14 protein-coding genes are annotated in these 11451 nt (G+C 70.6%); 9 read left to right on the forward strand and 5 right to left on the reverse strand.

Translation table 11 applies throughout. The features are described 5' to 3' along the window. The first annotated feature begins 46 nt into the window (after positions 1-46). On the forward strand, positions 47-1060 hold the full coding sequence (locus OWM54_RS26805; RefSeq protein ID WP_324289190.1) for an SPFH domain-containing protein: 1014 nt from the start codon (positions 47-49) through the stop codon (positions 1058-1060). Positions 1061-1084: 24 nt separating this feature from the next. Beyond that, positions 1085-2005 (forward strand): NAD+ kinase, encoded by a 921-nt coding sequence (locus tag OWM54_RS26810; RefSeq protein WP_223746976.1) that lies wholly within the window; start codon positions 1085-1087, stop codon positions 2003-2005. Positions 2006-2029: 24 nt separating this feature from the next. On the opposite strand, the gene OWM54_RS26815 is transcribed toward OWM54_RS26810, so the two are convergent. The 3 genes from OWM54_RS26815 to OWM54_RS26825 all read right to left on the reverse strand — a co-directional run bounded on the left by OWM54_RS26815 (position 2030) and on the right by OWM54_RS26825 (position 4807). Beyond that, a complete protein-coding gene (locus OWM54_RS26815) occupies positions 2030-2599 on the reverse strand; it encodes a protease (protein WP_223746977.1) in 570 nt (189 codons plus the stop codon). Positions 2600-2719: 120 nt separating this feature from the next. Next, positions 2720-3826, reverse strand: coding sequence for a M35 family metallo-endopeptidase (locus OWM54_RS26820; protein ID WP_223746978.1), 1107 nt, complete (start codon positions 3824-3826; stop codon positions 2720-2722). A 489-nt stretch (positions 3827-4315) separates the two neighbouring features. Next, complete coding sequence (locus tag OWM54_RS26825) at positions 4316-4807, reverse strand: peroxiredoxin (protein WP_223746979.1); 492 nt, start codon at positions 4805-4807, stop codon at positions 4316-4318. A 429-nt stretch (positions 4808-5236) separates the two neighbouring features. On the opposite strand from OWM54_RS26825, the gene OWM54_RS26830 reads away from it, so the two are divergent. The 7 genes from OWM54_RS26830 to OWM54_RS26860 all read left to right on the forward strand — a co-directional run bounded on the left by OWM54_RS26830 (position 5237) and on the right by OWM54_RS26860 (position 10279). Then, positions 5237-5659 (forward strand): PTS sugar transporter subunit IIA, encoded by a 423-nt coding sequence (locus OWM54_RS26830; protein WP_223746980.1) that lies wholly within the window; start codon positions 5237-5239, stop codon positions 5657-5659. 33 nt (positions 5660-5692) lie between these two features. Continuing rightward, complete coding sequence (locus OWM54_RS26835) at positions 5693-6178, forward strand: PTS sugar transporter subunit IIB (protein ID WP_046716356.1); 486 nt, start codon at positions 5693-5695, stop codon at positions 6176-6178. 4 nt (positions 6179-6182) lie between these two features. Then, entirely contained in the window at positions 6183-6902 is a 720-nt protein-coding gene (locus tag OWM54_RS26840; RefSeq protein ID WP_223746981.1) for a PTS sugar transporter subunit IIC, read from the forward strand. Further along, positions 6899-7666, forward strand: a complete 768-nt coding sequence (locus OWM54_RS26845) for a PTS system mannose/fructose/sorbose family transporter subunit IID (protein ID WP_141327233.1) — start codon at positions 6899-6901, stop codon at positions 7664-7666. Before OWM54_RS26840 ends, OWM54_RS26845 begins: the two co-directional genes overlap by 4 nt. A 21-nt stretch (positions 7667-7687) precedes the next feature. Further along, positions 7688-7966, forward strand: coding sequence for an HPr family phosphocarrier protein (locus OWM54_RS26850; protein WP_141327235.1), 279 nt, complete (start codon positions 7688-7690; stop codon positions 7964-7966). 46 nt (positions 7967-8012) lie between these two features. Then, entirely contained in the window at positions 8013-9833 is a 1821-nt protein-coding gene (ptsP, locus tag OWM54_RS26855) for a phosphoenolpyruvate--protein phosphotransferase (RefSeq protein ID WP_223782661.1), read from the forward strand. 86 nt (positions 9834-9919) lie between these two features. Next, entirely contained in the window at positions 9920-10279 is a 360-nt protein-coding gene (locus OWM54_RS26860) for a hypothetical protein (RefSeq protein ID WP_267699335.1), read from the forward strand. A 12-nt stretch (positions 10280-10291) separates the two neighbouring features. Here the strand turns inward: OWM54_RS26860 and OWM54_RS26865 are convergent, their stop codons facing one another. Beyond that, positions 10292-10777 carry an MgtC/SapB family protein gene (locus OWM54_RS26865; protein WP_255665582.1) on the reverse strand — a complete coding sequence of 162 codons (486 nt, stop codon included), beginning with the start codon at positions 10775-10777 and terminating at the stop codon, positions 10292-10294. A gap of 33 nt (positions 10778-10810) precedes the next feature. After that, the gene (locus OWM54_RS26870) at positions 10811-11410 is read right to left on the reverse strand and encodes an MXAN_6521/LA_1396 family lipoprotein (RefSeq protein WP_223782658.1); all 600 of its coding nucleotides are present in this window, start codon (positions 11408-11410) and stop codon (positions 10811-10813) included. Positions 11411-11451: the final 41 nt, after the last annotated feature.

Consider the following 11451-nt stretch of genomic DNA (forward strand, 5'->3'; position numbering starts at 1 on the left):
GGTGTCGAAATAACACGAAGTGGCGAAGCATCGAGGGGTGGACCCCATGGTCATCGGCTACATGAAGGCGGCACCGACGTCGTACGTGATGCAGTTCGAGGGGGGACGGATGGTGCGGGAGGGGGCGGGGCTGTCGTTCTTCTACTGGAAGCCGTCCGCGACGCTGGTGAGCGTGCCCCTGTCGAGCGCGGACGTGCCCTTCGTGTTCAACGAGGTGACGCGGGACTTCCAGGCGGTGACGCTGCAGGGGCAGCTGACGTACCGGGTGGCGGACGCGCGCAAGCTCTCGGGGTTGTTGGACTACTCGCTGTCGGCGTCGGGGCGCTACCGCTCGGAGGACCCGGAGAAGCTGCCGGAGCGGCTGGTGCAGGTGGCCCAGGTGCGGGCGCGCACGGTGGTGCAGGGGCTGAGCTTGCGCGAGGTGCTGGTGAGCGCGCAGACGATTGAGGACCAGGTGCTCGCGTCGCTCGCCTCGGCCGAGCCCATCCGCGCGCTGGGGGTGGAGGTGATGGCGTTCTCGCTGCTCTCCGCCAAGCCGACGCCGGAGATGGCGCGGGCCCTGGAGGCGGAGGCGCGCGAGGGGCTGCAGCGCCAGGCGGACGAGGCCATCTACGCGCGCCGCAACGCCGCGGTGGAGCAGGAGCGGCGCATCAAGGAGAGCGAGCTGGCCACGGAGCTGGCCGTGCAGGAGCGCCAGCGGCAGCTGCGTGAGGCGAAGATGGCGGCGGACATCGCGGTGGAGGAGCAGCGCGCGGCCCTGATGGAGCGGTGGACCCAGAACGAGAAGCAGGCCGCGGACGCGCGCGCCTACGCGCTGGAGAAGACGCTGGCGCCCGTGCGCGGCGTGGACTGGAAGACGCTGATGGCCACCTCGGCGAGCGGCGGGGACCCCGCGCTCAACATCGCGCTCGCCTTCCGGGAGATGGCGGAGAACGCGCAGCGCATCGGCGAGCTGAACGTGTCGCCGGACCTGCTCCACTCGCTGATGAGCGCTGGTGCGGGGAACAAGCCTCCGCAGGTCTCCGCGCCGCGCGCGCCGTCGCCCGGCCGCGAGCGCTGAAGCCACGAGAGGGGAGGGCACGCCATGTTCGAGAAGATTCTCCTGGTCACCCGGCGCACGCGGCTGGCGGGGCTGGTGGAGCGCTTCAACACGAAGAAGCAGGCGAAGTTCTACGTGGAGAACGCGGGGCAGGACTTCGACGAGTTCGAGCGCGAGGACCAGGCCTACGCGCGCGCGGTGGACCGGCTGCGCGACTCGCTGGACCTGGGGCTGCCGGTGCAGCAGGTGGACCGCGGCCTGGTGCCCACCTTCCTCTTCACCGGGAAGGAGGTGGTCGTCGTCGCCGGGCAGGACGGGCTGGTGGCGAACGTGGCCAAGTACGTGGGGGAGCAGCCGCTGGTGGGCGTGAACCCGGACCCGGACCGCTTCGACGGCGTGCTGTTGCCCTATGAAGTCCCGCAGGCCCGGGCCGCGGTGCGCAAGGTGCTGGAGGGCAAGGCGCGCACGCGCGGCGTCACGCTGGCGGAGGCGCGGCTGGAGGACGGGCAGCGGCTGCTCGCGTTCAACGACCTGTTCATCGGCGCCCGCACGCACGTGTCGGCGCGCTACCGGCTGAGCCACGGGGGACAGGAGGAGGCGCAGTCGTCCAGCGGGGTGCTGGTGTCCACCGGCGCGGGCTCCAGCGGGTGGCTGTCCTCCGTCTTCACGCTGGCGCGGGCGCTCACCGCGCGCACGGGCGGGGTGCCGGGCGGGGAGTGGCGGCTGTCGTGGGAGGAGCCCCGGCTGGCCTTCGTGGTGCGCGAGCCCTTCGTCAGCCGCAACTCGAGCGCGGAGCTGGTGGGCGGCTTCGTGACGCCCGAGCAGGAGCTGGTGCTGGAGTCGCGGATGCCGTCGGGGGGCGTCATCTTCAGCGACGGGATGGAGGAGGACTTCCTCGCGTTCGGCGCGGGGGCCCGCGCCCACATCCGTCCGGCGAAGCAGCGCGCGCGGCTGGTGATGGCCTGAGGGCCGCGCGCGCCCGGCTCCGGGTCAGGTCACCGTCACTTCGATGTCGGGGCAGTCCACCGCGGTGTCGTGGAACTCGCCGTTGAGGGCGGGCACCTTCGCCGCGTCCGTGGTGACGTCCATCAGCGGGCCCTCGAAGTGGATGCGGTAGGTGCCCGGCGTCTGGACGCCGTACACCTGCGCCACGTCGACGCTGCGCTCCTCCGACGCGCCCGGGGCGAGCGTGGCGTAGGAGGACGCGTCCGGCGGCCCGCGCTTGACCATGGGGCCCAGGTAGGGCTGCTCCGTGGCGGAGCCCGCGAGCGTCACCTTGAAGAAGTTGTTGCGGACGCCCTCCAGCGGCGTGTGCCACTTGAGCACGTACACCGGCTGCTCGGAGGTGTTGGTGAGCTTGAAGCGCACCTCCACCGGCTCGCCCGCCTTCACCTGGGCGGGCGCGCTCAGCGAGCACTCCAGCGTCTTCTTCGCCATGGCTGCCGTCTCCTCGGGCCGCGCGTCGACTGGCGGCGGCGCCTCTTCCTTGCGGGCCGCGCAGCCCGCCACGGCGATGGCCGCGGTCAAGAGCGCGATGCGACCTGCGTGTGCGTGCTTCATGTGTTGGACCCTCCGCCCTTCGCTCCGGGAGCGCGAAAGGCGCGCCCCTCGACAAAAAAGAAAGCGGGGACGCCCGGCCGCGCCCCCGCTTCCCCTTCACATCATGTCAACGGCGCGCTGTCACGGCAGCGCGGGCGTGTTCTCCGCGAAGTACTCGTGGCTGTCCGCGTTGTCGCGGGCGCGCGCGGAGTTGGACGTGGCCAGGCTGCGGCAGGCGCTCTGGCCGTAGGCGTGGTCATCCGTGTCCGCCACCACGGTGAAGTGGCTCATCTCGTGGACCAGCGTGCCGCCCTTGGAGTCGGTGCCGGACATGGGCGCGCTCCAGAAGGCGTTGCACACGTAGATGCGGTAGTGCCCGTTCTTGTAGACGTACGCGTAGGCGCTGTCCGTGCAAGCGCAGTCGACGACGACGTTCTTCGTGTCGAACGCGTTCTTGATGGCCGCGAAGTGCGACCGGATGGTGGCCACGTTCGTCGCGGTGTTCGTGCCGAACCATGTGGTGTAGCGCTGGCCGATGGTGCCGTTCAGGTAGTTGACGGCGCCGTTCGTCATCGACTGCGCGGTGGTGAACGCCGTCGACACCGTGGAGGCCGGGCGCGAGCCCGTGCAACTCGACGTGGACAGCGCCTGCGCGGAGACGGTGTCGTTGCCCCAGGCGACGGGCGGCTGGAACTGACGGCCCTCCACGAACACGCTCAGGCTGTCGGAGGCCAGCTGGGACAGGCCCTGGTGGCCCTCGTCCGAGTGGTGGCCCTCCGAGTCGTAGCGGATGCTGTAGCTGCCCGTCTTCGCGAAGTCGTAGATGGTGGCCAGGTCCACCGTGTAGGAGACGCTCTCTCCGGCCGCCAGGCGCAGGAAGTCCGTCGTCGCCGGCGTGGCCCACTTGTAGTGACGGCCGTTGTACTCCGCCTTCTGCCCGTCCACCGTCACCTGGAACAGGTCCTCCTTGATGCCGTCCGTCGGCGTGTGCCACTTGAGCACCCGCACCGTGTCCCGCGACACGTTGGTGAGCGTCACCTGCACGTTGACGCCCTCGCGCGCCGCGTAGGACTGGCTCGGCACCGACAGCTTCACCGCCACATCGCCCGCGACCGCGTCACGCGCGCTCTCGCCGGCGGTGGGCGTTTCTCCCGCACGCTCGTCCGGCGCACCACACGCCGCCAACAGCGACACGCTGACAACGGCACCCATCCACCCATTGAGGCGACCACCTGAGCTGAAGCTCATGTCGGGGACTTCCTTTCGGGGATTGCTTTGGGGAGTGACTTCGCGGAGCGCGCGGCGGTCCTCATTCGGAGAATGCGGCCCTGTCGCGCTATCCAGCTTATAGCTCCGTTCACTCCACCCCGTCCAGGCCCGACATGTCGGGTGGCTACGGGCGCGCGTAGGCGACGAGCAGCGCCACCATGCCGACGGCGTACCCGAGCACCACGGGGCCGAGCGCGAAGAGGACGGCGTCGTAGAGGCTTTCAGTCTGGGTGTTCATGGCCTGGGTTCCTTGCGTGGCGCCGCGCGTCCATCGCGTGGCACCCGGACCCATGAGCAAGGCGTGGGCCATGACCTGTCCGGGCGGGAAACCCCATGCACTTCGCGCGGTTGAAGCGGGCCCGGGGGGGCGCGCGCCATCAGGGCCCGCGCAAGGTGTTCGCGCCTGGGACGCGCGCGTGCGGCCGCGGTATCGGCCCTCACGCGCGCGTGCAGGGGTTGCGTCGTGGCTCAGGGAGAAGCGGCGCTCTTGGAGGCGAGCGAGCGGACGAGCTCCAGCGCGCGGCGCACATGCTCGCCCACGCGAAGCTGGGATTCGAAGCTGTCCTGGACGATGCCCTGGCGGTCCACCACGAAGGTGACGCGGCCGGGCAGCATGCCGAGGAACGACGCGCCCACGCCGAAGGCCTCGCGCGCCTGACCCTTCTCGTCGCTCAGCAGCACGAAGGGCAGGCGGTGCTTGGCGGCGAAGCCCTGGTGGGACGCCACCGAGTCGCCGCTGATGCCCACCACCTCCGCGCCCGCCGCGACGAAGTCCTCGTACTGATCTCTCAACCCGCAGGCCTGCACGGTACAACCCGGTGAGTCGTCGCGCGGGTAGAAGTAGACGACGAGCACCTTCTGCCCCACCAGGTCCTTGAGGCGCACCGGCTGGTTGCCCGCGCCCGTCAGCGTCACGTCCGGCAGCACATCGCCCTGCTTCAGCAGCTTGTTCTTCGCCACGCTTGGCTCCTCCCGCACGCACCCGGTGCTACAGCCCCGTGCCGTCGACGCGTCAGTCAACCATGCCCCCGAGGGAGGGGCGAGCTTGCGGACGAGCGCCAACACGCACGGGGTGCACAGCCTGTCCCCTCGCTTTCCGAGAGAGCGCGTGGGCGCGGTGTCACGCGCAACCGCGCCGCACGCATCCGCGATACTTCCACCGCATCTGAATCAGCGTGGGGGCGGCGCGTGTTGCTCCCACGTCCGGCAGGCGACAGCCCTGCGCGCGGCCGGACCCGAAATTTCGGGCACGGGAAGCAATGGCGTCTTACCTTTCGAGACAAGACGTGAGAGCTTAGCTACGGGTACAGGGCGGAAACTTTCGCCGAGGTTGCGCAAGATGCCGTTCAGGCGTAGGACGCAGCCTCGGGGGGTTGGTCAGGAGTGAACATGGTCGGCCTCGTCGTCGCATCGCACGGGCGTTTGGCGGAGGAGCTGGTCTCCACCGCGGAACAGATCGTGGGGAAGCTCCCCGCGGTGGCAACCTGCAACATCGAGCCGGGGACTCCCGTCGAGGACCTCCGCGCGAAGATGAAGCAGGCGGTGTCGCGCGTGGACACGGGTGATGGCGTCATCATCCTCGCGGACCTGTTCGGAGGTACGCCCTGCAAGGAGTCGCTGATGATGTGTCAGCGCATGAACCTGGAGGTCCTGGCGGGCGTCAACCTGCCCATGCTCCTCAAGGCCAACTCGCTTCGCTCCGAGCAGATGACCCTCCCGGAGATGGCCAACCAGCTCGCGTCCTATGGTCAGCGCAACATCACCTGTGCATCCGCCCTGCTTCGCGAGGCCCAGCAGCAGCCGCGAACTTGACCAAGTGGCGCGGGTCGGCGATTCGAGACGGCTGTGATCACCCTGGTCCGCGTCGACAACCGCCTCATCCACGGCCAGGTCGTCGAGGCCTGGCTGCCGCACCTCAAGGTCTCCCGCGTCGTCGTCGCGGATGACGAGGCTGCCTCCAGCCCGCTCATCCGCGCCGCCATGGCGCTCGCGGTGCAGAGCGCCATCGAGGTGCAGATCCTCCCCCTGTCCCAGGTGGACTTCGCCGCCCTGTCCAAGGACGGGGTGCGCACGCTGGTGCTCCTGCGCGACGTGGCCTCGGTGCCCTTCGCGTACGCGCACGGGCTCTCCCTGGGCGAGCTCAACCTGGGCAACGTGCACTTCGGCACGGGGCGCCGGCAGGTGTCCCCCTCCGTGTTCCTGGCCGAGGCGGAGCTGCGCACGCTGCAGCAGCTGGCCGAGCAGGGCGTGCGCGTGGAGGCCCGAGCCGTCCCCGCGGAGAAGCCCGTGGAGCTGCCGGACCTCTCCGAGCGGTGGGTGAAGGCCGGGTGAACACGTGAGCGTCCTCTGGACCCAGGTGGCGCTCGCGGGGTTGTGGGGCGGACTGGTGGCCGTGGAGCGCAAGGCGTTCCTGCAGGCCATGCTGTCGCGTCCGCTGGTGGCCTCCACCGTGATGGGGCTCTTGCTCAACGACGTGCCCTCGGGCCTGGGCGTGGGGCTGCTCCTGGAGCTGTTCTTCCTGGGCACCGCCAACCTGGGCGCGTCCCTGCCGGAGAACGACACGCTGGCGGCCACCGCCACCAGCGCGGCGGCGTGCACCATTACCCTGGCCTCGGGCGCGGGCTCCACGCCGGCCATCTGGTCGCTCGCGGTGCTGCTGTTCATCGGCATGGGCCGGGTGGGGCGGCGCGCGGACCGGCTGTTGGAGGGCTACTCGGCCCGGCTGGCGCGCGTGGCGCTCGCCTCCGCGGAGGCCGGCAACCTCACGCGCGCCATGCGGCAGAACCTGTGGGGCATGTGGCCGCACTTCGTGGTGTACGGCGTGCTGACGGCCCTGTGCGCGCTGGCGGGCTTCTTCGTGGAGCCGGCGCTGCAGTCGCTGCCGCCCATGCTGGTGCGAGGGCTGGCGTGGGCGTGGCCGGCCATGGCCTCGGTGGCGGCGGCCATCGCGGCGCAGGGCAGCCACGCCCGGAAGGCGCCCCTGTACGCGGCCCTGGGCGCGGCGGCGGTGACGGTGGCGGTGGTGCTGTACGTGCTCCAGGGGCATGACGCGTGAGCGCTCCGGACACCACGCTTCCCTGGGGAGTGCTGCTGCGCGTCTTCATGCGCTCGCTCTTCCTGCAGGCGTCGTGGAACCCCAAGGGCATGCAGAACCTGGGGCTGGCCTACGCGGTGTTCCCCGCGCTCGAGTGGCTGTACGCGGCGGGCGCCGCGCGCGAGGAGGCGGTGCGCCGGCACCTGGTCTTCTTCAACACGCACCCCTACGTCGCCGCGGCGATTGTCGGCGGCGTCGTCTTCCACGAGGAGCGCATCTGTCGGGGGGAGGAGACCCCGGACAAGGTGGTGGCCTTCAAGGCGGCGCTGATGGGGCCGCTGGCGGCGCTGGGGGACGGGTTCTTCTGGCTGTCGCTCAAGCCCGCGGCGGGCGCGGTGGGGGCGGCGCTGGTGCCGCTCTTGGGTCTGTGGGCGGTGCCCGTCTTCCTGGTGCTCTACAACCTGGTGCACCTGCTGCTCCGGGTGAGGCTGTACTGGCTGGGGCTCACCCTGGGGGACCGGCTGGTGGAGGCGGTGGCGAAGGCCAACCTGCCGGCCCGGGGGGCGCGGCTGCGGACGGTGGCGGCGCTGTGCGCCGGCGGGCTGGCGGCGTGGCTGGCGGTGTCCTTCGGGGCGAACGCGGGCGGGGCGCACGCGCCCTTCCTGGCGGCCGGGTGTCTGGCCCTGGGGGTTGCATCCTACGTGCTGGTCAGCCGTCGGGTGCCCAACTACGTGGTGCTCTACCTCGCGGCGACGCTGGCCTGCGCGGCGGGTGCCTTCCTTTAAGACGAGAGGTAGGAGTCGCGAATGGCAACGGTGGCCGAGGGAACATACGAGATCATCAACGAGCTGGGGCTGCACGCCCGGGCCGCGGCGCAGATGGTCAAGGTGGCCAACCGCTTCAAGAGCGACGTGCTCATCGAGGCGCAGGGACAGCGGGCCAACGCCAAGTCCATCATGGGGGTGCTGATGCTGGCGGCCGCCCAGGGGGTGCAGGTGAAGCTGACCTGTAAGGGAGATGACGCCGACGCGTGTCTCCAGGAGCTGGCAAAGCTCATCGCCGACCGTTTTGGCGAGTCCAAGTGACGGATGACAATGCAAATGCGGTAGGACGGGGAGGGAACAAAGACACGTGAGCAGCCAGGCCACTCCCACACTGAGGTTGATGGGCATCGGCGCCTCACCCGGCGTGGCGGTCGGCCACGCCTTCATCCTGGACAGGAAGCGCATCCGCACGCCCAAGCTGCGGCTGGCGGAGGCGGAGGTCGAGCCCGAGCGGATGCGGATGAAGACGGCGGTGGACCTGTCGGACCGCCAGCTCGCCGAGCTCAAGGAACAGATTACGCGCACCGAGGGCAGCGACCACGCGCTCATCCTCGAGGCGCACCGGCTGATGCTCCACGACCCGATGCTGGTGGACGCCGTCAACCAGCTCATCGTCGAGGACCGCATCAACGCCGAGTGGGCCGTCCGGCGGGTGGCCCGCAAGATAAAGCACCTGTTCGACAACATCCCGGACGAGTACTTCCGCGAGCGCCGCTCGGACGTGGACTACGTGGCGGACCGCATCATCCGCAACCTGATGGGCCAGGTGGTGGACGAGGAGGTGGAGGTCCCCGCAGAGGCCATCGTCGTCGCGCATGATTTGCCGCCCGCGGACGCGTCGCTGATGGCGCGCAGCGGCCGCGTGGCGGGCTTCGTGACGGACCTGGGCGGCCAGACGAGCCACACCGCCATCGTCGCCCGCGCGCGGGAGACGCCCGCGGTGGTGGGCGCCGGCCGCGCCAGCGAGCAGATCTCCCCCGGGGACCTGGTGGCCATGGACGGCACCCGGGGCATCATCCTGGTGAACCCCACGGAGGAGCAGCTCCAGAGCTTCCGCGAGGAGCAGCGCCGCCACCAGGAGGCCGAGCAGCTGGCGCTGGCCACCAAGGACCTGGAGGCGGTGAGCACCGACGGCTTCCGCATCCGGCTCAACGGCAACATGGAGTTCCTGGAGGAGATTCCGTCCCTCCTGGCGCACGGCGCGGAGGGCATCGGCCTGTACCGCACCGAGTTCATGTTCCTGGACCGCAAGACGGCGCCCACGGAGGAGGAGCACTACCGCGCCTACCGGCAGGTGCTGGAGGCCATGGGCGGCAAGCCCGTCACCATCCGCACGCTCGATTTGGGCGGCGACAAGGTGCCGGGCAAGACGAAGCACGAGAAGGAGCCCAACCCGGCGATGGGCCTGAGGGCCATCCGCTACTGCCTGTCCAACCGGGAGCTGTTCCGCGTCCAGCTGCGCGCGCTCCTGCGCGCCAGCGTGCACGGCAACCTGCGGCTGATGTTCCCCCTCATCTGCGGGGTGAGCGAGCTGCGCGAGGCCCGCAGCGAGCTGGAGGCGTGCCGCACCGAGCTGGGCCGCGCGGGCGTGCCCGTGGGCAAGCGCTTCCCGGTGGGCATCATGGTGGAGACGCCCAGCGCGGCGATGATCGCCGACCGGCTGGCGCAGGAGGCGGACTTCTTCTCGGTGGGGACCAACGACCTCATCCAGTACTCGCTGGCCATCGACCGCCAGAACCGCGAGGTGGCCTACCTCTACCGTCCGCTGCACCTGTCGGTGCTGCGCATGCTGGAGACCATCGTCCACGCGGCCAAGGCGGCCAACATCCCCGTGTCCATGTGCGGGGAGATGGCGGGAGACCCGCTCTACACGCTGGTGCTGCTGGCGCTCGGGTTCGACGAGCTGTCCATGACGTCCGGGCAGATTCCGGCCGTCAAACGCTTCCTGCGCCGGGTGGGCCGCAAGGACGCGACGGAACTCCTGCGCGAGGCGATGGAGCTGACCACCGCCGAGGAGATCGAGCGCTTCATGCGCACGGAGATGGACCGGCGCTTCGTCGACACGCCGGAGCCCGCGGCCGCCCACGAGTCCCCCGGCGACACGCCGTCCGGACGCACCACGGGCTGAAGCCCGCCTCGCACTCCCTGGAGCGCGAGGCGAGGGCCCGGCTGCCCGCCCGCCGGGCAGGGGCCCCGTGCCGTAGGAGGGCGGGCATGCCCAACTTCCAGGTCGGCACCGGACTTCGGGAGGCGGGTGTGTTCAATCCAGCGGACATCCAGAAGGGCATGACGGCCAGGGACAGGGACGGGGAGAACCTGGGCCTCATCACCGCCGTGGACGCGGCGGGGTTCCTCATCGAGAAGGGCAGCTACTTCCCGCGCGACTACCGCGTGTCCTTCTCCGACGTGACGGACATCGACCGCGACGACGTGTACCTGCGCGAGGACCTGGCCAGCCTGCCCGGCGTCAGGCCGGACGTGCTGGCGGCGCGCGGCGAGGTGGCCCGGCGGCTGCCGCTCCAGCACGACGCCACGGGCGCGCTCGGCGCGGCCCCCGCGGACTGGGACCGGTAGGGCGCGGCCCGCTCACTCCGGGCTCTCGTCCTCCGGGTGCTCGGGGACGCGGCCCTCCACCTTCAGACCCCGGCGGGCGCGGTGCCGGCGGATGGCCTTCTCCAGGGGGCGCAGACCCGCCAGCGCCACCAGGGCGATGACCACCGTGGTGATGGCCGCCCAGTGGAAGCCCATGCCCACCGCCAGCCCCACGGACGCGGTGAGCCACAGGTTGGCCGCCGTCGTCAGCCCCTTCACCTGGCCCTGGTCGCGGATGATGGCGCCCGCGCCCAGGAAGCCGATGCCCACCACCACCTGGCTGGCGATGCGGCTGACGTCCGCGCGCGAGCCCTCCGGCGCGCCCCCTGCCAGGGCCCCCTCCACGAAGACGCTGGAGAGCGTGAAGAGGCACGCCCCCAGCGACACGATGATGTGGGTCCGGAGCCCCGCCGACTGGCCGCGCAGCTCGCGCTCCAGGCCGAGCACGGCGCCCAAGAGCGCCGCGACCCCGAGCCTCATGACGATGAGCTTCTCCTCCACGATGGGAGGAGCCTACTCACCCAGCTCGATTTTCTCGTCCTTGTCCGCTTCCGTCAGTTCGGGATTGGGCAGCGTGTCGAGCGTGGCGGCGAGCAGCTTGGTGGTGGGCACGACGTACGGCGCCACCTCCTCGCCCAGCTCCTGGCTGAACTTCTGCACCCGCGCCGCGTAGTCCTCGTCGCGTGAGCCCCAGCTCCCCGCGGCCTGGGCCGCCCAGACCTCCTCGCCATCACTGCAGCGGAGCAGCTGCGCCTTCACCTCGGCCTCCGCGCCGTCGCCCTTCAACTGGATGGTGGGGTCCAGCCAGAGCACGCCCTCCACGCCCTCGGTGCACAGCTCCTTGAAGGTGGTGTCCGTGGGGCGGCCGGGCAGCGCGACGTTGTCCTTCACGATGAAGTCGCGGTTCTGGTTCACCCACTGGCGGGCGATGAGGCTCCACAGCTCCCCCACCGCGGGCTTCTCGTCCGGCAGGGGCTGCGCCACCACCACCAGCCGCTTGGTCTGCTTGCGGTCCACCTGCGCGTAGTCCGGCCGCACGCGGTGGCTCTTCACCGCCGAACAGCCCGCGAGCAACCCCAGCCCGAGCACGGGCGCCCATCGCATCAGCCTCATGATGTCTCCCTCTCCCGGCCCCCTTTCCTCACGAAGGAGAA

It is taken from the genome of Myxococcus sp. MISCRS1, from assembly GCF_026626605.1.
Lineage (GTDB): Bacteria > Myxococcota > Myxococcia > Myxococcales > Myxococcaceae > Myxococcus > Myxococcus fulvus.

What these genes read in the sequence shown, in the direction of transcription:
- OWM54_RS26805 (WP_324289190.1), top strand. Translation starts at nt 47, where the DNA reads ATGGTCATCGGCTACATGAAGGCGGCACCGACGTCGTACGTGATGCAG.
- OWM54_RS26810 (WP_223746976.1), top strand. Translation starts at nt 1,085, where the DNA reads ATGTTCGAGAAGATTCTCCTGGTCACCCGGCGCACGCGGCTGGCGGGG.
- OWM54_RS26815 (WP_223746977.1), bottom strand. Translation starts at nt 2,599, where the DNA reads ATGAAGCACGCACACGCAGGTCGCATCGCGCTCTTGACCGCGGCCATC.
- OWM54_RS26820 (WP_223746978.1), bottom strand. Translation starts at nt 3,826, where the DNA reads ATGAGCTTCAGCTCAGGTGGTCGCCTCAATGGGTGGATGGGTGCCGTT.
- OWM54_RS26830 (WP_223746980.1), top strand. Translation starts at nt 5,237, where the DNA reads ATGGTCGGCCTCGTCGTCGCATCGCACGGGCGTTTGGCGGAGGAGCTG.
- OWM54_RS26850 (WP_141327235.1), top strand. Translation starts at nt 7,688, where the DNA reads ATGGCAACGGTGGCCGAGGGAACATACGAGATCATCAACGAGCTGGGG.
- OWM54_RS26860 (WP_267699335.1), top strand. Translation starts at nt 9,920, where the DNA reads ATGCCCAACTTCCAGGTCGGCACCGGACTTCGGGAGGCGGGTGTGTTC.
- OWM54_RS26865 (WP_255665582.1), bottom strand. Translation starts at nt 10,777, where the DNA reads ATGAGGCTCGGGGTCGCGGCGCTCTTGGGCGCCGTGCTCGGCCTGGAG.
- OWM54_RS26870 (WP_223782658.1), bottom strand. Translation starts at nt 11,410, where the DNA reads ATGAGGCTGATGCGATGGGCGCCCGTGCTCGGGCTGGGGTTGCTCGCG.